This window comes from Acinetobacter rudis (assembly GCF_031157835.1).
Lineage (GTDB): Bacteria > Pseudomonadota > Gammaproteobacteria > Pseudomonadales > Moraxellaceae > Acinetobacter > Acinetobacter rudis_A.
The window spans coordinates 60,084-81,947 of the sequence record NZ_JAVIDR010000013.1 but is presented as its reverse complement, the minus strand read 5'-3'; the positions used below and the strand labels follow the sequence as shown (position 1 = coordinate 81,947).

The window sequence follows — 21,864 nt, the reverse complement described above, 5'->3', positions numbered from 1 at the left end:
TCTTCGCGCTGATGGTAGTGTGGGGTTACCCATGTGAGAGTAAGTCATCGCCAGCTCATTATTCTAAAATCCCCCAGTTTAAATGCTGGGGGATTTTTTTTTATCGGGGGAAAATATCTTCCTAGAAAATATGAATATAGAGCTGCCCGTGCAGGGGATTCTCATTCACAATTAAATTTAGGGCAAAGATATAGAACAGGTGCATATGTTCAACAAAATTTTAAAATAGCCTATCAATGGTATTTGAAGGCTGCTCAACAATTTTATGTTCCAGCTTATAATGAAATTGGGCTGCTATATGCACAAGGGGCTGGGGTACAGCAAGATTATATTTTAGCTTATGCATGGATTTCCTTAGCATCTCAACAAAATAATACTCAGGCAAAGTTAAATCTAAAAAAATTTTGATGTAATTTTAAATGAATCACAACGGCAGCAAGGAAAACAAAAAGCACAATCTATTATGGCTCAGCTTGAAAATATGAGATAAAAAATATATTGATCAATCTTACTTTAAGTATATGTAAGTTGATGCTGATTATTTTGATGGATTGTGAATGTCTTGGAATAAATACTCTCGTATTGAAAAATGGCAATGTTCAATTAAAGAACAATAGATCATATGCACATATTAAAAAAGGCCTCATCATCCTGATGAGACCTTTTTATATTTGATCATAGCGATAAACATCCTGTTTATGCTTTTGCATCCTTGTCCTATCTCTTTTATTATTATTTTTGTTTGGAAACTTCCTGTTTCCTGATGTGTTAAGAATAGTAAATTGTGTTAAATGAATCTATCCGCTATAAACGGTTTATCTTGTAGGTAATTACGTACAAAAAATATTTTTACTCGATATAAAAAAGCTCCCGAAGGAGCTTTATTATAAAATAACTATATGATTTACATTAGTTTAATGCCTTGTTGTCCAGCAGGAGTCACTTTAAAGATTTCGACCTCAAAGGTAATATTTTTGCCCGCTAGAGGGTGGTTGAAATCAACTTCCGTAATGTCATCATTAACAGATTGAACAACTCCAAATAAACTAGTTTTGGCTTTATCTTCAAATTCAATCATATGACCAACAACAGGTGTTTGCTCAAACTTGACAGTATCAAAACGTTGAATGTTTTCAGGATTCCAAGGCCCAAAGGCATCTTCTGGTGGCAGACTCACTGTACGACGATCACCTGCACGTAATCCAAATAACGCTTTCTCAAAGCCAGGGAGCAAGCTCCCATCACCAATGACTAGACTGACAGGGTTTTCTCGACCACGTGTATTATCAATCTCTACACCATTTTCAATGGAAACTGAGAAGTGTAAATCAACTTGAGCACCATTGCTGATGCGAATTTCCTCGTTAGGGTAGACAATATCAGTCATGTTTTTTTTCCGCATTTTGAACACGTTTCTTTTCTAAGAAGAAAGTATCCACTAACAATAAAATGGTACCGAGGGTAATCGCACTATCCGCAAGATTAAATGCTGGAAAATTGTGTTGTTGGTAGTATACGTGTATAAAATCAACAACATACCCTAGGGTTATACGGTCAATTAGGTTGCCAACAGCACCACCTAAAATTAGGGCAATCGCAGCAGGTAAGATGAAGGTATTTTTTGGCATACGCATGAGCCAAAAAACAAAAACAACAGAAACCCCTGCAGCTAGGGAAGTAAAGAAGTATCGTTGCCAGCCACCAGCATCAGAAAGCATACTAAAGGCAGCACCATAATTATGCAGCAAAGTCCAATTTAAAAATGGTAAGACATCTACAGACTGGGCATAAATTAAATGTGTGCTGGCAATCGATTTAGTCCACTGATCCAAAATGATGGCAAGGACTGAAAGTCCAAGCCACATAATGTTACGAGGATAAAATTGAAATAAGCCCTTTTTATTTTGAGGGTTAGGCATATTTTCTCACTTCGCCACTGCCAGTGACGTTTATAATACAACGTCCGCATAGACCAGGGTGTGTAGCATGGCTATTGACGTCAGGAAGGACATGCCAGCAACGTACACACTTTTCACCTTCAGCAGCAGAGACACGAACGCGTAAACCTTCGAGATCTGTTGCTTCACCTTCATTAGCTGCATCATAAACAACTGCGATAGAAGTAATGAGTACGAAGCGAAGTTCATCGCCCAATTGATTAAGTACTTTTTGTAGTTCTGGGCTAGCCCATAGTTCTACTTTAGCAGACAAGTTACTACCAATAATCTTAGCATTACGTGCAGCTTCGATTTGTTTGTTAATTGCTGATTTTACTTGAATCAATGTTTGCCAATCTGCTTCTGAGAGAAGATTCTCTTGTGAGGCAACTGGAATATCATACCATTCAGCAGTAAAGACATAAGCTTGATCTTGTTCAGGAATTAACGGCCATGCTTCTTGTGCTGTGAAACTTAGAATAGGGCTCATCCAACGTACAAATGCTTGAACGATATGATACAGTGCAGTTTGTGCCGAATGACGCGCTTGTGAATCAGCTTTACTTGTATATTGACGATCTTTAATGATATCTAGATAGAAACCACCTAAGTCATTGATACAGAACCCAGTTAAAGCACTACACACTTGGTGGAAATTCATGTCAGCATAAGCTGCTTGAATTGTCTTTTGTACTTCGTTGGCACGTTGAAGAATATATTGATCTAATGCAATGAGTTCATCAACTTTAAGCGCATCTGTACTCGGTTTAAAACCATTAAGATTGGCAAGTAAGAAACGTAATGTATTACGAATACGTCGATAGCTGTCACTTACACGGCTAAAGATTTCCTTGCTTGCTGCAATTTCATAACGGTAGTCACTTGAAGCAACATAGAGACGTAGACCATCAGCACCTAATTGTTTAATGATGTCATCTAATGGAATAAAGTTGCCCAATGATTTAGACAACTTTCTTCCTTTTTCATCTACAGTAAAGCCGTGTGTTAAGAGCGCTTTATAAGGTGCTTTACCACTAATAGCTACTGAGGTAAGCAGAGAAGATTGGAACCAACCACGGTGTTGATCTGAGCCTTCAAGATAAAGATCTGCTGGTGCTTGTAGTTCTGGACGTTGTTGTAACACTGCATAGTGTGTAGTCCCAGAGTCAAACCAAACATCAAGTGTGTCACGTACACAATTATAGTGTTCAGCATCATCACCTAAGAAGTCTTTCGCTTCACGATTATACCAAGCATCGATACCTTCAACTTCAATCAGTTGAGCGACTTCTTCTAGTAATTCAGATGTACGTGGGTGTAACTCATTACTATCTTTATGTACAAAGAATGGAATAGGAACACCCCAAGTTCTTTGACGTGAGATACACCAGTCAGGACGACCATCAATCATTGACTCAATTCGGTTTTTACCCCAATCAGGAACGAATTGGATGTCATTTTCGATTGCATGTAAAGCTTGCTGTCTTAAGTTTTGAGCATCCATGCTAATAAACCATTGTGGTGTAGCACGGAAAATAATTGGTGTTTTATGACGCCAGCAGTGTGGGTAACTATGTACGATAACTTGGTGAGCCCATAATTTATTTACGGCACGTAATGCCTCAATAACTTGTGGGTTGGCCTTATAAATATGTACACCAGCAAAAAGTGGTGATGAAGGGAGATAAACACCATTGCCACCAACCGGATTGTCTACAGCAAGTTGATAGAGTAAACCAACTTTATAGTCGTCTACACCATGACCTGGTGCTGTGTGTACCGCACCTGTACCACTTGTGGCTGTAACATGTTCACCTAAAATGGCAGGAACATGTCGTTCTGCAATTAATGGGTGTTGTAAGCTGAGGTTCTCTAATGCTTGACCTGCAAATTCTGCCAAGACCGTGAAAGATTCTAATTTATAACGTTCACATGCAGAGGCAACTAGGTCTTTGGCTAAAATAAGGTTGTATACCCCATGTTCAGCTTGCACCTGAACCAATTGATACTCAAGTTCGGCATGGAAACTCACAGCTTGGTTAGCAGCGAGTGTCCAAGGGGTTGTGGTCCAAATAACAACATCAGTTGCTGTATCTACTTTTATCCCAAGACGGCTTGAGAGTTCCTCAAGGTCAACAACACTAAAGCCAACGTCAATTGCATCTGATTTTTTATCTTCATATTCGACTTCAGCTTCAGCAAGTGCAGAACCGCAGTCCATACACCAGTTCACTGGTTTTAGACCTGGTTGAATATGTCCTGCTTTTTGGATTGCGCCTAAAGTACGAACGATGTCTGCTTCTTGTTTGAAGTTCATTGTGAGATACGGATTGTCCCAATCTCCTACAACACCCATACGAATAAAATCTTTTTTCTGGATGTCAATTTGAGTGAGAGCGTATTCACGACATGCTTTACGGAAACTTGAGGCATCAATATTGACACCAACTTTACCAACTTTTTCTTCAACTTTTAGTTCAATAGGCAAGCCATGGCAGTCCCAGCCAGGTACATACGGAGCATCAAAACCATCTAAAGTTTTACTTTTTACAATAATATCTTTGAGAACTTTGTTAACCACATGACCTAAGTGAAGTGTACCGTTTGCATATGGAGGGCCGTCATGTAGGACATATTTTTTCTTACCAATTCGCGATTCACGAATCTGCTGATAAATGTTGTCGGCATACCACTGTTCGATCCATTTCTCTTCACGTACTGCGAGATTTGCTTTCATGGCAAATTCAGTACCTGGGAGGTTCAGGGTGGCTTTGTAGTCCACTACATTTTCAGAAGTTTGCTTATCGCTCATGCAAGATGTCATCCAAGTTTTTATCAGCCGCTGTGCTGACACGTTGTTTTACAGTAAATTTAAATTAAAAAGGTGATTCTGATGTATTGCGTCTATATTCGAGCAATTCTAAGACATCATTGTCTATACCTTCTTGAAGCGCCTCAAGAGACGGATAATTACGTTCACCATGTAAATGGTGGAGGAATCTTACCCGCATTAATAAGCCATACAGATTAGCAGAAACTTCAGGAAAGTGAACTTCTAATCGCCATTCTGGCTGATGTTGTTTGATTGCAGGGCGGGTTCCCACATTAGCCGCACCGAATAAGGCATGAGCTTGATAGCCCGCAATACCCGGTTTATTCGGTTGATCGGTGACAACTTTAGTGCTTAGTGATTGAGTTTCACAAATAACTTCAACCGCATAAATTCCTTTAAGACAAGGCTTATGACGATTAACTGCAACATTGATTGTCGGGAAGTTTAGTGTACGGCCAATTTGATCACCATATTGTACTCGACCAATCATACTATAAGGTCGACCTAATAATTGTGCGGCTAAAGCTAAATCGCCAGATGCTAAAACCTGTCGAATACGGGTAGAGCTAACACGCTCACCTAAATGTTCAATTGTAGGTAAATTAGTAACTTGAAAACCATAGTCTTTTAAAAATTGACTATTCCCTTGACGATCTTTACCAAAATGGAAGTCGTCACCTAAGACAAGGTTTTGTGTATTTAGTTGATTTTTTAATAAATCGGCAAAAGCATGTGCGCTGAGACTACGAAAATCATTATTAAATTTGGCAATTGCAATGTAGTCAACACCTAGTTCTGTCAGATATTCAACTTTTTCTCTGAGTGAACTAATACGTGGTGGTGCTTCAGCACCTTTAAAAAATTCAAGCGGTTGTGGTTCAAAAACAATCACTAATGTCTTGAGTTGAAGGGGTTCTGCAATATTTTTAAGCTGCGAAATCATGGCCTGATGTCCAAGATGAACGCCATCAAAATTGCCTATGGTCACCGCAGTAGCAGGTAATTTTAGATTTGGAGATAAAGCATTTAAGCGCAACAGCTTCATGATTTCAAAATCGGCTTAACATTTAAAAGGAGTATTCTGCCATAATCTCATAATTTCGTCTTGTTGTTCTGTTTTTACTCAAAAAAAAATCATCAATTTATATCAATTTTAATGATGAATTATATGTGAATAAATCAATTTTATAAATTAAAAGTCCTTTATATAATTTGAACATCAATTTAGAAAATGGATTGTTAAAGGAAGGCGCTATGAAAAAGCCATTTTATCAATTGCAACAGCCGCAGGAATTGATTCGTCAATTTACCCCAAACTGGTTCACCATGGTAATGGGAACAGGTGTTGTATCCCTGATTTTACCTGAGTTTGCACAACAATCTGAATTCTTATTATGGATTGCTCAGGCATTATGGCATTTAAATATTATTTTCTTCCTTGTTTTTAGTGTGCTTTATATTTTGCGGTGGATGATTTATCCAGTAGAAGCTCGACAAATTTTTTCTCATTCAAGTATGGCTTTATTTTTGGGCGCTATTCCAATGGCTTTGGCAACGTTGCTCAATGGTTTTTTAAAATACGGAATAGACTTATATGGTGATGTCGCAATTCAAATTGCACATGTTTTATGGTACATCGACATTTTACTTGCAGTATTGATTGGAATTATCGTCCCTTTTTGTATGTTCAGTCGGCAAGAGCATCAATTACAAAACATGACAGCAATGTGGTTATTACCTATTGTCGCTTGTGAGGTTGCAGCGAGCTCTGGTGGTCTATTATTGCAGCATCTTCCTTATAGTGCTGAAAGTTTAGCAATACTGATCGTGAGTTATGTGCTTTGGGGGATGTCTGTATTACCCGCTTTTGCAGTATTAAGCATCTTGATGCTACGTTTAGCGCTGCATCAATTGCCTGGGCGTGAACTTGCGATGAGTAGTTGGCTGGCTTTAGGTCCAATTGGTACAGGTGCTTTAGCATTGCTGGTCTTAGGTGCAGCAGGTCAGCCGTTAATGACATATTTTGATCTATCTTCATTGGGTATTTTCTTAAAGCATGCTGGCTGGTTAGCAAGTGTAATTTTACTTGGGTTTGGAGTATGGTGGCTTGCTATAGCACTTCTTACTACGCTTAGTCATGTCAAGCAGTTAGCATTTAATTTAGGTTGGTGGGCTTTGACCTTTCCATTAGGTGTTTTTACTTTAGCGATACTGCAATTGGCAATACAAACGAATATACAAGTCATTCATAGCATTGGATTAGGTTTGGCTACTTTATTATGTTTATTATGGGCTATGGTCATTGGAAGAACTATCTTAGGTATTTATCGCGGAGATTTATTCTTTTCACCATGTTTAAAACATTATTTGGATCAACAAACTAAGTTAACGAATCAAATATAATAAATAATAGATGAGATATTAAATGGCCCAATGTTGTTGGGCCAAATTTTGTATCATATACAATATCCAAAATAGCAATTGAATATTGAGTGAAATGAGTAATAAGGCTGATGTGGCATTGATGATGGCTTTGCCAAGCGAATCGCAAGGACTTTTTGAACAACAACAAATTAAAGTACATTACAGTGGTATAGGTAAGGTTAATGCTGCTTTTAAAGCCTACCAAGTTATTATGGAAACGGGTTGTACAACGCTACTTAATTTAGGAACAGCAGGCAGCCATGTATTTGATGCACATGAGTTAGTAGAAGTAACTCGTTTTGTACAAAGAGATATGGATGTTTCAGCTTTAGGATTCGAATTGGGTATGACGCCAATGGATGAAGAGTATCCTAGTCATATTGACTTAGACGCTCACTTTCCACAATTACGTAAAGGAATCTGCGGAACAGGGGATAATTTTGCGACTACAATTTCTCCTCTTGCATGTAATTTAGTTGATATGGAGGGGTATGCAATTGCCAAGGTTTGTAAAAAACTGGGGGTGAATTTGATTTCTGTAAAATATATTAGTGATGGGGCTAATCAAGAAGCACATATTGAATGGCAGGACAATTTGCTGATTGGTGCTAAAAAGTTATTATCAATTTATCAAGACATTAATTTGTAGACTCAACGATTATTATTATCATGATGGTTGTTGAGTTGTTTTAGGCGACCATAGTGAGTGCTATGGCCGTGTGCCAAAACTTACTTATATTGCATGTGAGTCATAAGTTAGCTACGTGGTATCATACCGTATAAAACAAGATGAACAGTATGTTCGATACTACGTTGATATAAATTACGATTGCGCAGAGTTTTTCCTACAAGGAATTCGATCTGAGTACTAAAATCAGCATAGTTTTGAGTAATTCCCCAAAGGTTAATCAGCAGTAGTTCTGGATCAATAAGAGGCGAAATCTTACCTTGTTCCTGCCAATTTAAGATTACTTTTGCCTTACGCTTAAATAATTTCTTCAAGGGACCTTTTAAAATTGCGTGAATATGAGGCGCGCCTTGAATAACTTCTAATGCATAGAGCTTGGAAGCCTTCGGCTGGGTACGTGAAACTTCAATTTTTTGCATCAAATAAAGTGAAATTGCTTCAGCTGGTTCGAGTTCAGCTTTGAGCTCATGCAGAGGAATTAACCATTTTTGCATGACACTGGTGAGTACTTCGATGTAGAGGGCTTCTTTATTTTCATAGTAGTAGAAAATATTAGATTTATGCATTTCTGCTAATTGAGCAATCTCGTCTAAGCTTGCTCCACTAAATCCATATAAAGAAAATACATCAAGTGCAGCAGCGAGTAGCTGTTGCCGTTTTTGGGTGCTTTTTTTCTGTTCCATTGCAGCTCATTACATTGAAAAATTGGTGGCTAAATTGTACGGTAAAATGCTTGATTTGTTGACAGGCAAGCAACCGAGTTTTAAATCAATTGTGAAGTAAAATTAATTAAATGTATATTCCTTTATATGAAAAGAAGGAATGATTTTTTTATACTGTATAGTTTGTGTTTGTATTTTAGGCATTCTATAGGGTAGGTAAGATAATTGTTGATATCAAAAAATACGTGATCTGTTATTTATGCTACATTATTCCATTTTTTTATTTGTTGTTTAGTCAATTGTTAAAATTATTTATACAATGTGACGTGACTATACTTACTATGCATTTTAAAAACAAAAGAGCGAGTTACAGTACATAAATAATAAATACTCTATATTTCATCACCTAAAATAGCAATTATTTTATGCAACATACAACAAGCTGTTTTTTTATTTTGTACACAACAAAATTTGCAAATTTTAGGATTAATTTTGAGATCAAAATTATGATCTATATTGAGTGAATTTTATTTTTAAAATGAAGATTAGGACTACAGTGGTTAAGTCAATATTCATTGAAAGTCTATTCGAGTGATTGATGTTTTTTACTTGTGCATTTGAGTGTTTTACTCACTTGTAAAAAGTAAAATATACAGAACAACTTTGCTTCACGTGGAACAAATGGTTACGTTACTTCAATCACTCGTTTGCCATGATTTAAACCATGGGTATATGAGTATTAAGTTAAGGATTTCTTAAAAACGAGTGAGTTGCGCTGGAAGTTGTAAAGTGCTTGCCGTGCTGCAGGTAGTTCATCAACACTGACAGGATGAAAGTCATGTTCAATAAACCAATGAGAAGTCCGTGTGGTGAGTACAAAGACTTGTTGAATACCTTGTTGTAATGCTTTTGCTTCAAGAAAATGTAAAATTTGTGTACCGCGATTAGATTTGCGGTATTGAGGGTGTACTGCAATACATGCAATTTCTGCAGATTGAATTTGGCCTGGCTCAGTAGGGATTGGATATAATGCAGCACAGGCGAGTATCATGCCATCACGTTCGATTACAGCAAATTGATCAATCTCATTTTCGAGTAATTCTCTAGAGCGATAAACCAAAATACCTTCTTTTTCGAGTGGGCGCAGTAAATTAATCAGCCCACCTACATCATGAATATTTGCCATGCGCACTTCTTCATAATGTGCTTCGGTAATCATGGTGCCAAAGCCATCACGAGTAAACAATTCTTCTATTAAAGCACCATCATAACTATAAGAAATAAGATGCACACGATGCACACCATTCAAACTCGCATTCTTGGCATTATTTAGATAGAGTGCAAAGTCTGGATTGGAGTCTTGATATTTAGCAATGTGCTGATCTAATTGATGTGGTGAAAGTTCACGTAATAACTGACCAAACTCATCCAGTAAGCCTTGTTGGTTACCTAAGAAGATCAATTTTTCAGCTTTAAGTTCAACAGCAGCTTTGGTTGCAACTTCTTCTGCTAAAAGGTTGAAAACTTCACCTGTGGTTGAATAGCCAATAGGGCTAAGTGAAACAATATTATGATGATTTAAATGGCTGGTTATGGCTTCGATATCAATGGAGCGAACCTCTCCTGACAGTTGAAAATCTATACCATTACGAATGCCATAAGGTTTTGCAGTAACAAAGTTACCAGATACCACATCAATGCGTGCTCCGTACATTGGAGAGTTAGCTAAGCCCATAGAAAGCAGTGCTTCAATTTCAAGACGAATTGAACCAATTGCATGCATTACACTTGGAATGGCTTGTCGTGTTGTTATACGGCGATTGAGGTGAATAGGAGTATCAATTCCTGCAATTTCTAACTGACGATTGATTTGTGGACGAGCGCCGTGTACTAAAACTAGACGAATTCCTAAGGAATGTAATAAGGCAATGTCATGAATGATATGTTGAAAGTTATCATGCTGTACGGCCTCTCCAGCAAACATGATCACAAAAGTCTTATTTCGATGTGCATTAATATATGGTGCTGAATTACGAAACCAATGTACATGTTGCTGAGTGATTTTGTGATTAGAAGTCTGTAGGTCCGTTTGCATGAGTGAATCAACTGAAAGCCTGTATGAGTTGATTATACTGAACAAAACTAAAAACTTTTCATTCAGTGTGAGGAAAAGAGAGTAAATCGCTTAAACGATGATGAATAGCCCCCAAAATACATGAAGATGATGCTGTATTTGGAGGCATAAAGGTCGTGGACATACCGCTATTTAACGATAGGTTTTAATAATACGGTGATCACGCATATCAACTAGAAGGTATTGTTGGTTAGCTCGATACCAACGTTGATAACGGCCTGGTTGTGGTAAATGACGAATTTTACGATGATCTACAGCAACATAATGATGATGTCTAGGTAGATACTGTTCTGAATGACCGTAAGATTGGCCGTGTTGGTTATATGAGTGGTGGTTATCGTGTGATCGTGCCATGGTTGTAGTGGCAGTGAAAATACTACTTAGCAACAGTAGGCTCGTGATCATCTTCTTCATTTTTTACTCCAATGCATGTATGTCGTGAATTTAGATAGTCAGACTAATACTGCATTGCAGATATAAAATGGGTGCATAATTTACCAATTGTGAATAGCGTGGAGCTTCTATGGAGAAGATAAGCTATAGCCCTAGTATTTTGATGATGTTATTACTATCGGAGTCAATCAAAATAAAATCGTTGTTGATTTTATACCACTGTTGGTTAGCTGCTGGCTTAGGTAAGTTTTGCTCACGATAATCTACTTTATAGCCATTACCACGATAGTGTTGCGGCATCACATAACCAGGTTGCCATTGGTGTTGTTGTAGTCGTCTAAAGCCACGCTCTTCGCGTAAACGACGTTTTTCTTGCAAATTATCGTCATTATCATTGCCCTGTGCATAACTGCGAGCATCTCGATCACGATAGTCTCTTTTGTGGCCATTACCTGGGTCTGCATAGGAGATTTGGTTGACCAACAGTAAATTTAATATCACTGCAGATACTAGCAATAGCTTATTCATGATGATCCTCCTGTGTTAAAAACTAAGTTTTTTCACGTTCATACTGTACTGCGTAAATGCAGAGAAACTGTGAAGACTCTACAAAAAAGGCATGCAGTTTTAGAAAAAAATGTATTTACAACATGCATTTGATGTTTGATTTTTTAGCGCTGAATAATTTTGGGCATATTATAACATTTACACCAAGCGGCACTTAACTTTGTTTTTATATTTATATAATGGTAGATGAATGGTGAAGTTGGTTTGTCTAAATTTATATCTAGACAAACCATATTTTTAACCTTGAGCATCAATACTTGTACCATTCATAGATAAACTGTCCTCACCCATGAGATACAGATAAGCAGGCATGATTTGCTCTGGAGTTGGTAGGGTTTTTGGATCTTCTTCTGGATAGGCTTTGGCTCGCATTGCTGTCCGTGTTCCACCTGGGTTAATACAATTAAAACGGATGTTCGGATGGACATGCTCAGTTGCAAATAATTTACTGGTCGCCTCAAGTGCTATTTTTGATATGGAATAAGCTCCCCACTGGGCACGAACCTCTCGGCCAACACCTGAACTTGTAAAGATTACAGAAGCTTGTTCTGATTTCTGTAATAGGGGTAATAGGGCTTGAGTTAAAATAAACGGCGCACGTAAATTAACAGCCATTACATCATCCCAAGTTTCAGTGGGGTAGTATGCGAGTTCAGTACGATCACCTAAGATACCCGCATTATGTAAAATGCCATCTAGACGGCCAAATTGTTTTTCTAATGTATTGAGTAGAAGTTCATAGTCGTGAGCAGTGGCAGTTGAAAGTTGTAATGGTAAAATCGCGGGTTGAGGCGCACCTAAACCTTCAATTTCATCGTAGATAACTTCCAATTTATTTAAAGTACGACCATGTAAAACAACGGTTGCACCATGTAGGGCATAGCTGATTGCAGCAGCACGGCCAATACCGTCACCAGCACCAGTAATTAAAATGATTTTGTCTTTAAGTAAATCCGGGCGTGGTTGATATTGTGAAAATGTCATAAAAGCTCCGAAAAATGTTGTTGTGATAAGTTAGGTTTTTTTCATTTAGTGCAGTTGTAAGAGATTTTGTAGCTGTAGCTGTAATTCTGGCACAGTATGGATAATACAGTCTGCTTGCCATGCTGCCAAATCATCTTTATAAGCCATTGGTAAATAACCATAGGCTGCTAATATGCTGTACATTTTCGCATTTCGCCCAGCGTCAATATCTCGTGGGTGATCACCTACGTATATAATGTGCATTGGGTCTATGCCAAGCTGTTGAGCAGCAAGATACATAGGCTCAGGGTCAGGTTTAGTATGACGAACATCTTCAGGGCATACTAAAACAGCGCAGCGTTCGGTTAGATTTAACGCTTGTAACAATGATTCTGATAATCCCCGTGGTTTGTTTGTGACGATTCCCCAAGGAATATGATGTGCTTCAAGTTGAGCCAGCAATGCTGGCATATGCTCAAACAAATCAGTATCTACTGCGATATTTTCTCCATAAATATCCAAAAAACGTTGGCGATGTGCAAGAAATACTGGGTCAGTACTGTTCAATTCTGGATAGACCAATTGAACCATTGCTCGTGCACCTTCAGAGACTTGAGTTCTAATCAAGTCTGCAGGCACAATATCACGGCCTTCTTCAAGGCACATTTTCTGGATAATACGAATAAAGTCTGCAGCAGTGTCAATAAGTGTGCCGTCTAAATCGAACAATACGGCTTTCATGAGGCATCCTTGTTTACAGTGTAAACCATGTAGTTAACATCGACATTTGGTGCAAGCCAATAATGCTTAGTAAGTGGATTATAATGTAAGCCAGTCATATCTTTTAGCTGAAGACCTGCTTGTCGAATATCATGAGCAAGCTCAGAGGGCTTAATGAACTTATGATAATCGTGAGTGCCTTTTTTCAGTAAGCGTAATACGTATTCAGCACCAATGATGGCAAATAAATAAGCTTTAGGATTACGGTTAATTGTTGAGAAAAAGACGTGACCACCTGGTTTAACGAGTTTTTGACAAGCTTGAATAATTGATGCAGGATCAGGTACGTGCTCTAACATTTCCATACATGTTACGATGTCATATTGTCCTGCTTGTTCTTCTGCGAGTTGCTCAACTGGTACTTGACGGTATTCAATATTACTTACATTTTCTTGTTCTGCATGCAGACGGGCAACATTTAAGGGTGCTTCACCCATATCAATACCAAGAACTTGTGCACCACGACGTGCCATACTTTCCGCTAAAATTCCACCACCACAGCCGACATCAAGAATTTTTTTGCCACTTAAGCCAGCAGCATGTTCATCGATCCAATTGAGACGTAAAGGATTAATTTGGTGAAGTGGTCTAAACTCAGAATGCTGATCCCACCATAATGCAGCTAGGGCTTCAAATTTTGCAATTTCTTGTGGATCGACATTAAGTTGCGTCATAGCACTCACCCTATAATCATTCATTTATCGTTAAAAACATCATTAAGCCTTGTTAGTGTAGCGATTATTCAAAAAAAAGCGATCTATCATGTAAAAAAGTTCACAGAATAAAAACGATTTTCCTATATTTGTTTTATAGTTAGTGCATATGCTAGTGCCCATGACCTTGAGGAAAATTAAGTCAATGAAAAAGTATATATTAAGTGGAATAACAATCGCCTTAACTGCGCTATCAATGCAAACAATGGCTGCGAATTTTGTTGCGGGCAAGGACTATACTGTTTTAGCAAATCCTGGAAAAAGCGAAGTTGCTGGTAAAATTGAAGTACGTGAATTTTTCTTCTATGGTTGTGGTCATTGCTATAGTTTAGAAAAACCAATGCAAGCATGGTTGAAGACATTACCTAAAGATGTATATTTTGTACGTACACCAGCGGCGATGAATAAAACTTGGGAACAAAGTGCTCGTGGCTATTATGTTGCAGAGGCTTTAGGCATTCGTAAACGTACTCATATTCCAATGTTTAATGCAATTCATCAGCAAGGACAGCAGCTTTACGATCAACAATCTCAAGCAAAATTCTTTACTAAGTTTGGTGTACCTGAAGCGAAATTCAATAGTTTATTTAACTCATTTGCTGTAACTGCAAAAATTGCTGAGTCAAATAAATTAGCACAGCAATACCAGCTGACTGGGGTGCCGGCCGTTGTCGTGAATGGTAAGTATGTTGTACAAGGCGATGCTGAAAAAGTACCACAAGTAATCACTTACTTGGTAGAACAAGAACGCAAAGCAAAATAAAGAATTTAAAAAAACTGCGCTTTGAACTGAACCTTAAAGTAAGATATTTAATCTAATTTATACGTTGAGTTCTTTGCTGCAGTTTTTTCATTATTGGTCTTGGTTTTTATTTTTTATCCGACCACGAAAAATTAATTTTATTTGTTTTTCCATTTGAGTATGTAGTTGCTCTTTTTCTTGTTGCAGTGCTGGACAGCTATTTTGCTGGCTCGCCGTAATCCATGTGACTGCCCAGGTAAAGGATAAATTAATTAGAATATTTGCGATTTGATAGCACTCATCAGGATCTAGGGAGGTGTGTTGGCGTAATTGGTCTAGGTGTTGTAATGCTTGAGCTAGATCTTGAATAAGAAAATCAATTTCCCTAGCAATGGCTTGACGTAGGGTATGGGATCCTCCCCAACGCTCTGTAATGAAGAAAGTCCAAATCTGCGGATGTTGTTCTACGGCAAATAAAAAATATTCTAAACCTCGTGAAATGCCATTTTGGGGGTCACGAAAATAAATTTGATGAAATTGATGTTGTATGCTTTTGAACTGTAACCCTACTTGATCTACAAGCTCTTCAGCAAGTTGATCAATATTTTGGAAATGTCGGTAAAAAGCTGCAGGGACTAAACCAACACTACGTGTGATTTCACGCAGACTGGTTGCTGAAAATGAGCGACCCGAGATACTTAATTTTAATGCTGCATCTAATAGCGCTTGTCGACTTTGCTGTTTACGTTCATCACGAATTGACATTAATACTTCGGCTAAAGATAAATTAGTTTGAGTCTAACAAAAGTTTTATAGAAAAATAATGAATAATACGGACTATATTATAAGGCTTGATCTTTTGGCTAAATTAATACGTATTCAATCTATTGAATCACCTCACCCTTTAAAATACATCTGTTATAATAGTTCGCAATTAAATTGAACCTGAATAGGGATGAATTATGCGTATAGACCAACGTGCATTGGATCAACTGCGTGAAATTAAAATTACACGTAACTATACACGCTATGCTGAGGGTTCTGTTCTCGTAGAATTTGGTCACACTAAAGTATTGTGTACGGCTAGTGTGGATAATTCAGTTCCACGCTTTTTAAAAGGTCAAGGACAAGGTTGGGTAACAGCAGAATATGGCATGCTACCACGTTCGACACATACTCGTAGTGACCGTGAAGCGGCACGTGGTAAGCAAAGTGGGCGTACCCAAGAAATTCAGCGTTTAATTGGCCGTAGTTTACGTGCGATGGTGGATTTGAAAAAACTCGGTGAAAATACGATTAGTATTGACTGTGATGTAATCCAAGCTGATGGTGGTACACGTACAGCATCAATTACTGGTGCAGCTGTAGCGCTTATTGATGCAATGAACTATTTGTTGGCGCAGAAAAAAATTAAACATGATCCTCTTAAAGGACTTGTTGCAGCAGTTTCTGTGGGTATGTATCAAGATGAAGCACTTCTAGACTTATGCTACGAAGAAGATTCTAACTGTCAAACAGATTTAAATGTTGTGATGACACAGTCTGGTGAATTTATTGAAATTCAAGGAACTGCTGAAGATAAACCATTTACTCGTGCACAATCGAATGCCATGTTAGAGCTAGCAGAAAAAGGGATCAATGAATTGATTCAGAAGCAACAGCAAGCTTTGGGATGGTAATCTGCCATGTATAACATAAGTCATGAAGGCTAATTTTCATTAGCTGTTGATTTTATGATTAAAAATACCAGTTCATATTGAGCTGGTATTTTTTTAGGGTGTACATTAGCTATTGTTGATTGGTGTCTCATGTAAATAGCGCCAGACACAATGTTCCACATGGAACTCCATACAAGCAGTTGCGATACGATAATGCGAATGACCTGCTTTATGTTGGTTTTCTTGATAGCGTAATAAGACTAAATCTGGAGTGTGCATGATCACAGTAATATTTTCGATTTCAATCGTTAGATCAGGAAAAGCCCCCATGTTTAAGTTAAACATATCTTCTAATTGGTTCAGATTCATTTGCGTTCCACTTACAGCAATCATCTCAAAATCCTTAGAAAAACAACGCATAAACTGAGACAGTTTTTCTGGTTGTGCTGGCTGGTTAAATAGAGATTGAATATCTTGAATTGAAGTTTCAAGTAGCTGAATTGCTTGAGTGACAGACATCATTTAAGTCCTAAGTTGGTGAAGTATTAAAAGTGGTAGGCTGCCAATAAGCGCAGCAAGTATAAAAATGAAGGCATATGCTTGATGAATAGAGAGTTGCTGCAAGATAGAGAACAACATAAGCAATAAAGCACTACCTAAACTGAAACTTATTTGACGGTTAATATTCCAAATTACGCTGGCTTGTGGCATGAGTTGCTTTGGAAAGTCGAGTAAAGCCGTACTTTGTGCTGTATTCGCTGCCAAACCTCCACCAAAACCCATGGCTAAATAAGCAACACTTATGCATAAAATAGATGGATTGATAGCCACCCAAACCAACATTAAAATGCCTAAATTATGAATAATAATGGCGGCATAAAAAAACGTTTTGGCTGAGATTTTTTGATAATAAAAGCGGACTAAGAGCATTGCTGTAAATGCCATAAGTGCGTATAGCAACATGAAACTTCCAGTCTGAGCTGCTGTGAGCTGCAAAACCTGTTGTAGCAGAAATATGCTAAGAATATTGACCCCAGTACAAATACCTGGCACAGCTAAGTAAACCCAGATAGAGACTTTAAGTTGGGTATTTTTCAATAAATCAAGTTTGATAATAGGGGAATCATGTCGTTTAGCATGATAAACATAGGCCATACTAATGAAGCATGTCACGATTAAAGCGAAAATCGAGTAGAGCAAAAATGTTGATTGGCCAATGAGTGTTAAACTAATGAGCAGGCTAGTTAAAGCAGTTGATACAAGAAAGATTCCTAAATAATCAGTAGGTTGGGATAAACTTTGTTGTTCGGGTTTTAACCAGAGAAAAATGCATAGTAGAAGGCATAAAGTCAGGGGAATATGACTATAAAAAATCCAACGCCATGAACTGATATCAATGATCCAACCACCAAACATTGGTGATAAAGCAGGGGCAATTAATGCGGTCATCATGATGAGTGTGGAAATCTTCAGTCGATCATTGCCCTGATACAAATTAAAAGTAAGCGCTTGTCCTATTGGAATAATTAGGCCACCACTGAATCCTTGAAGAAAACGCCAAGCAAGTAAACTAGAAAATGAGTCCGCGGATCCCACCATAAAACTTGCAAGTGCAAATGTAGCTGTTGATAACAACAAGGCATGGCGTATGCCAAGTTGTTTGGTTAGCTCAGTGCTTAAAGGAATGATTAAACACAAACCTAAAATATAGCTATTTGCAATCCAGGTAACTTCCATTTGAGAGAGCTGAAATAAAGTACTTATTGCAGGAAAGGCAATGGCACTCATAAAGATGTTAATGCAGTCGATAAAAAAACCCAGTAAAAAAATACAGGCGACTTTGCTGCGATATTGCATGAGACCCTACTTGTACAACACTGATGGGTTGATCACTGACATTGTAAAAATGAGCAAAAGTGAAAAATCAGTTAAAGACATGATTGAATGTTGAATTATTATTTCGAGTTTAGTATTTAAAGAGAAGTTGGCTTTTATTTAAATGATTGTTCAAATATATTGAACATTGTTGTGAGGTTTAAGGACCGTGACATGCCAAATTTTGAATTAATTGAAACGTTTATTACTGTTGTAGAGAAACATTCCTTCTCCCAAGCTGCTCGTGCTTTAAGTCTTAGTCGGGCTTTAGTGAGTATGAGAGTTAAACGTTTAGAACAACAGCTTGGCGTCACGCTTTTGGTTCGAGACACACGTAAACTGATTTTGACAGAGGTCGGTAAGGAGTTTTATCTTCAATTTAAGGATATTTTATTGAGTATTACTCAATCAATTGAAAATATAAGAAAAAAACAGGTAGAGAGTGTTGGGGTTTTACGGATTGCTTCAACTTATGAGTTTGGTCATCAGATGTTATGGCCATTATTATCTGACTTTTGTCAGCAGCATCCTCAAATATATTTGCAGTGTTTATTTGATGCGCGTCCTTATGATTTGATACATGAGCAAATTGATGTTGCGATTCGTTTAGGCCAACTCAATGATTCATCCTATAAGGCACGTAAATTGACTGAATACGAAACTGTAGTAGTGGCATCCCCACAGTATTTAGAAGGGAAGACATTTACAGAGCTTTCGCAACTTGAACAATGTGATTGGATATCGAACCTAAATTTAAATACTCAACCTTGGCAATTTTTTCAGGGGCAACAACAGATCACATTGTATGAAAACAGGAAATATGCCGCGAATAACATTCAAACAATTAAACAGATGTTACTCGCTGGTTTAGGCGTTGCTGTTATTCCACAGTGGATGGTCATTGAGGAAATAGCAGATGGTCGCTTAACCCACTTATTCTCAGATTATCAAATGCAGACACAGGGTGTGTATGCTGTTTTTCCAAATCAAGCTTATGTTCCTGCAAAAACACGTTTACTCATTGATTTTTTAGCAACTTGTTGGAAATAAAGGCGTACAGCGAATTGTGAGCGTCATTACCCTGCCATAAAACTATCATACAAACGTCATTTTACTGGTATTTACTACGCCTAACGAAAAATCAATGGAAATGGTAATGTTTAAGGCAGTTTTACTTTTATTGGTGTTAGGAAGTGGATTAGTGCTTAGCGCTTGTAATGATGATGACAATGAAACCAATAATACAGTGACCTCAAGCTGTAAAGTCCACTGTGCACCATAATAATAAAAGGAAAGAATAATGAACCGTCGTGATTTTATTTTAAATTCAGGTAAAGGTGTTTTTGCTACCGCTGCATTGGCGAGTTTTCCAGCGAGCATTCAAAAGGCTTTGGCTATTGATGCAAAAGTTGAAACAGGTAGTATTCAAGATGTTAAGCATGTGGTTATTCTTACTCAAGAAAATCGCTCTTTTGATAATTACTTCGGCACTTTAAAAGGTGTGCGTGGTTTTGGCGATCGTTTTACTATTCCTTTATCTGATGGTCGCCAAGTTTGGCAGCAATATGATGAGCAGAAAAATAAAATATTACCCTATCACTTAGACAGTCGTTTAGGAAATGCTCAGCGAGTATCTGGTACTCCACATTCATGGAGCGATGGTCAGGCCGCATGGAATTGTGGTCGAATGGGAGATTGGGTAGCACATAAAAGAACTCAATCTATGGGTTATTTTAAGCAGCAAGAAGTAGAGTATCAATTTGCTTTAGCAAATGCTTTTACGATCTGTGATGCTTACCATTGTTCAATGCATGCTGGTACTAACCCTAACCGTAAGTTTATTTGGACGGGTAGTAATGGACCTAAAGCTGCTAATGTTGCAAGTGTTGTGAATGAATTTGATGCAATTGGTTCATCACAATCAGGCTATCATTGGAAAACTTATCCAGAGCGTCTACAAGAAGCAGGCATCAGTTGGAAAGTGTACCAAAACATGCCAGATAACTTTACAGATAACCCATTAGCAGGATTTAAACAATATCGTCTTGCCAATGAACGTTCAGGTAAACCTGTTAGTCACTCAGCCCAATGCCCACCTTATGATGAAAGTATTGATGCAAAGGAGCCGTTGTACAAAGGCATTGCCAATACAATGCCCGATCAAGGTTTTCTAGCCAGCTTAAAACAAGATATAGCAGCAGGTAAGTTACCTCAAGTGAGTTGGATTATTGCTCCAGCTGCCTATAGTGAGCATCCAGGGCCATCAAGCCCAGTACAAGGTGCATGGTATACGCAAGAATTGGTCAATGCTTTAACGGAGAATCCTGAAATTTGGAGTCAAACGGTTCTCTTTATTAACTTTGATGAAAATGATGGTTTCTTTGACCATATGCCATCACCTTCAGCACCTTCACGAGATATTCAAGGTGTTGTACATGGTAAAACGACTCTGACAACAGAAGCAATGTCTTATGAATATTTTGACCATCAGGGAGTAGAAGGATCTCATCAACCTAAACCGGATGGTGGCGTTTATGGTCCTGGTGTGCGTGTACCTATGTATGTGTTATCGCCGTGGAGCCGCGGTGGTTGGGTTAACTCAGAGGTATTTGATCATACTTCTGTGATTCAATTTTTGGAAACTCGTTTTGGTGTTCAAGAGCCTAATATTAGTCCTTACCGCCGTGCTGTCTGCGGTGACTTAAGTTCAGCATTTAACTTTAAGACACCAAATAATAGTCAATTACCTGTATTGGCAGGGCAGAAAACAAAACTTGAAGCAGATCGGATTCGTCAATTACAAGAAAGTCAGAGTCAAGTGAGCCGACCAGTACAACAACAAAGACCTGAGCAGCAATTGGGAATTCGCCCATCACGTGCTTTGCCTTATATTTTACATTGTAGTGCTTTAGTTGATGCAGCTCAGCAACAGGTAAAATTAATGTTTTCAAATACAGGGCGTGCAGCTGCAGTCTTTCATGTTTACAACCGCAAAGATCTAAACGCGATTCCTAAGCGCTATATGGTCGAAGCAAATAAACAGCTTGATGATATTTGGGTAGCAGACCATGGGGAATATGATTTATGGGTTTTAGGCCCTAATGGTTTCCATCGTTCATTTAAAGGCAACTTGAATTCAGCCATACAAACAGCAGCATTGCCTGAAATTCGGGTATGTATGGATGAATGTAATAAGCTTTATTTAAAAGTGAGAAATGATGCTAAACAAGTCGTGAATTTAAAGGTGAAAGCAAACGCTTATTTTGCTCCGGAAAAGGCTTGGGAAATAAAAACGGCTGCACAAGAACAAGAGTTATATTGGGATATGACGGAGTTTGGTGGTTGGTACGACTTTAGTGTCACACTCAATAATGATTCCAGTTATCAGCGTCGTTTTGCTGGTCGCCTAGAAACGGAGCAAGACTCGATCTCAGATCCATACATGGGATATATTGAAACTGTGAATAAATAATCATGAATGGTTCAAAAAATAGC

22 protein-coding genes are annotated in these 21,864 nt (G+C 38.0%); 8 read left to right on the top strand and 14 right to left on the bottom strand.

Annotation, left to right across the window (positions count from 1 at the left end; translation table 11 throughout):
* Positions 1 to 33 precede the first annotated feature (33 nt).
* Positions 34 to 408 carry a tetratricopeptide repeat protein gene (locus RFH42_RS11945; protein WP_308975872.1) on the top strand — a complete coding sequence of 125 codons (375 nt, stop codon included), beginning with the start codon at positions 34 to 36 and terminating at the stop codon, positions 406 to 408.
* A gap of 496 nt (positions 409 to 904) precedes the next feature.
* Here the strand turns inward: RFH42_RS11945 and RFH42_RS11940 are convergent, their stop codons facing one another.
* The 4 genes from RFH42_RS11940 to ribF all read right to left on the bottom strand — a co-directional run bounded on the left by RFH42_RS11940 (position 905) and on the right by ribF (position 5,815).
* On the bottom strand, positions 905 to 1,387 hold the full coding sequence (locus RFH42_RS11940) for an FKBP-type peptidyl-prolyl cis-trans isomerase (protein WP_308975871.1): 483 nt from the start codon (positions 1,385 to 1,387) through the stop codon (positions 905 to 907).
* Positions 1,380 to 1,919, bottom strand: coding sequence for a signal peptidase II (lspA, locus tag RFH42_RS11935; RefSeq protein ID WP_308975870.1), 540 nt, complete (start codon positions 1,917 to 1,919; stop codon positions 1,380 to 1,382). Before lspA ends, RFH42_RS11940 begins: the two co-directional genes overlap by 8 nt.
* Positions 1,912 to 4,749, bottom strand: coding sequence for an isoleucine--tRNA ligase (ileS, locus tag RFH42_RS11930; RefSeq protein WP_308975868.1), 2,838 nt, complete (start codon positions 4,747 to 4,749; stop codon positions 1,912 to 1,914). Before ileS ends, lspA begins: the two co-directional genes overlap by 8 nt.
* Positions 4,750 to 4,813: 64 nt before the next feature.
* The gene (ribF, locus tag RFH42_RS11925) at positions 4,814 to 5,815 is read right to left on the bottom strand and encodes a riboflavin biosynthesis protein RibF (protein ID WP_308975866.1); all 1,002 of its coding nucleotides are present in this window, start codon (positions 5,813 to 5,815) and stop codon (positions 4,814 to 4,816) included.
* 209 nt (positions 5,816 to 6,024) lie between these two features.
* Here ribF and RFH42_RS11920 point away from each other — a divergent pair, with 209 nt between their 5' ends.
* Both RFH42_RS11920 and RFH42_RS11915 read left to right on the top strand, forming a co-directional pair.
* Entirely contained in the window at positions 6,025 to 7,173 is a 1,149-nt protein-coding gene (locus RFH42_RS11920; protein ID WP_308975865.1) for a TDT family transporter, read from the top strand.
* Positions 7,174 to 7,267: 94 nt separating this feature from the next.
* Entirely contained in the window at positions 7,268 to 7,843 is a 576-nt protein-coding gene (locus tag RFH42_RS11915) for a 5'-methylthioadenosine/S-adenosylhomocysteine nucleosidase family protein (protein ID WP_308975864.1), read from the top strand.
* 107 nt (positions 7,844 to 7,950) lie between these two features.
* Here the strand turns inward: RFH42_RS11915 and RFH42_RS11910 are convergent, their stop codons facing one another.
* The 7 genes from RFH42_RS11910 to ubiG form a co-directional block, all read right to left on the bottom strand.
* Positions 7,951 to 8,565, bottom strand: a complete 615-nt coding sequence (locus RFH42_RS11910) for a TetR family transcriptional regulator C-terminal domain-containing protein (RefSeq protein ID WP_308975863.1) — start codon at positions 8,563 to 8,565, stop codon at positions 7,951 to 7,953.
* A 718-nt stretch (positions 8,566 to 9,283) separates the two neighbouring features.
* Entirely contained in the window at positions 9,284 to 10,639 is a 1,356-nt protein-coding gene (gene argA / locus RFH42_RS11905) for an amino-acid N-acetyltransferase (RefSeq protein ID WP_308975862.1), read from the bottom strand.
* Between the two features lie 171 nt (positions 10,640 to 10,810).
* On the bottom strand, positions 10,811 to 11,092 hold the full coding sequence (locus tag RFH42_RS11900; RefSeq protein ID WP_308975861.1) for an RcnB family protein: 282 nt from the start codon (positions 11,090 to 11,092) through the stop codon (positions 10,811 to 10,813).
* A 123-nt stretch (positions 11,093 to 11,215) separates the two neighbouring features.
* Positions 11,216 to 11,599 (bottom strand): RcnB family protein, encoded by a 384-nt coding sequence (locus RFH42_RS11895; protein ID WP_308975860.1) that lies wholly within the window; start codon positions 11,597 to 11,599, stop codon positions 11,216 to 11,218.
* Between the two features lie 276 nt (positions 11,600 to 11,875).
* A complete protein-coding gene (locus RFH42_RS11890; RefSeq protein ID WP_308975859.1) occupies positions 11,876 to 12,622 on the bottom strand; it encodes a YciK family oxidoreductase in 747 nt (248 codons plus the stop codon).
* Positions 12,623 to 12,667: 45 nt separating this feature from the next.
* Positions 12,668 to 13,342, bottom strand: a complete 675-nt coding sequence (locus tag RFH42_RS11885; protein WP_308975858.1) for an HAD family hydrolase — start codon at positions 13,340 to 13,342, stop codon at positions 12,668 to 12,670.
* Positions 13,339 to 14,055, bottom strand: a complete 717-nt coding sequence (gene ubiG, locus RFH42_RS11880; RefSeq protein WP_308975856.1) for a bifunctional 2-polyprenyl-6-hydroxyphenol methylase/3-demethylubiquinol 3-O-methyltransferase UbiG — start codon at positions 14,053 to 14,055, stop codon at positions 13,339 to 13,341. Before ubiG ends, RFH42_RS11885 begins: the two co-directional genes overlap by 4 nt.
* Positions 14,056 to 14,239: 184 nt before the next feature.
* Here ubiG and RFH42_RS11875 point away from each other — a divergent pair, with 184 nt between their 5' ends.
* Positions 14,240 to 14,857 carry a thiol:disulfide interchange protein DsbA/DsbL gene (locus RFH42_RS11875; RefSeq protein ID WP_308975855.1) on the top strand — a complete coding sequence of 206 codons (618 nt, stop codon included), beginning with the start codon at positions 14,240 to 14,242 and terminating at the stop codon, positions 14,855 to 14,857.
* Between the two features lie 90 nt (positions 14,858 to 14,947).
* Here RFH42_RS11875 and RFH42_RS11870 read toward each other — a convergent pair whose 3' ends face one another.
* Positions 14,948 to 15,601, bottom strand: coding sequence for a TetR family transcriptional regulator (locus RFH42_RS11870; protein ID WP_308975854.1), 654 nt, complete (start codon positions 15,599 to 15,601; stop codon positions 14,948 to 14,950).
* A gap of 197 nt (positions 15,602 to 15,798) precedes the next feature.
* Between RFH42_RS11870 and rph the strand changes: the two genes are divergently transcribed.
* Positions 15,799 to 16,515: a ribonuclease PH gene (gene rph / locus RFH42_RS11865; protein ID WP_308975853.1), complete on the top strand. Its 717-nt coding sequence runs from the start codon at positions 15,799 to 15,801 to the stop codon at positions 16,513 to 16,515.
* A 105-nt stretch (positions 16,516 to 16,620) separates the two neighbouring features.
* Here the strand turns inward: rph and RFH42_RS11860 are convergent, their stop codons facing one another.
* Both RFH42_RS11860 and RFH42_RS11855 read right to left on the bottom strand, forming a co-directional pair.
* Positions 16,621 to 17,013, bottom strand: coding sequence for a hypothetical protein (locus RFH42_RS11860; protein ID WP_308975851.1), 393 nt, complete (start codon positions 17,011 to 17,013; stop codon positions 16,621 to 16,623).
* 3 nt (positions 17,014 to 17,016) lie between these two features.
* Positions 17,017 to 18,351 carry an MFS transporter gene (locus RFH42_RS11855; RefSeq protein WP_308975850.1) on the bottom strand — a complete coding sequence of 445 codons (1,335 nt, stop codon included), beginning with the start codon at positions 18,349 to 18,351 and terminating at the stop codon, positions 17,017 to 17,019.
* Between the two features lie 192 nt (positions 18,352 to 18,543).
* On the opposite strand from RFH42_RS11855, the gene RFH42_RS11850 reads away from it, so the two are divergent.
* From RFH42_RS11850 to RFH42_RS11840, 3 genes are all read left to right on the top strand, one after another.
* Entirely contained in the window at positions 18,544 to 19,419 is an 876-nt protein-coding gene (locus RFH42_RS11850) for a LysR family transcriptional regulator (protein ID WP_308975849.1), read from the top strand.
* 106 nt (positions 19,420 to 19,525) lie between these two features.
* Positions 19,526 to 19,651, top strand: coding sequence for a hypothetical protein (locus RFH42_RS11845; protein WP_308975847.1), 126 nt, complete (start codon positions 19,526 to 19,528; stop codon positions 19,649 to 19,651).
* Positions 19,652 to 19,669: 18 nt separating this feature from the next.
* Positions 19,670 to 21,841 carry a phosphocholine-specific phospholipase C gene (locus tag RFH42_RS11840; protein WP_308975846.1) on the top strand — a complete coding sequence of 724 codons (2,172 nt, stop codon included), beginning with the start codon at positions 19,670 to 19,672 and terminating at the stop codon, positions 21,839 to 21,841.
* Positions 21,842 to 21,864 lie beyond the last annotated feature (23 nt).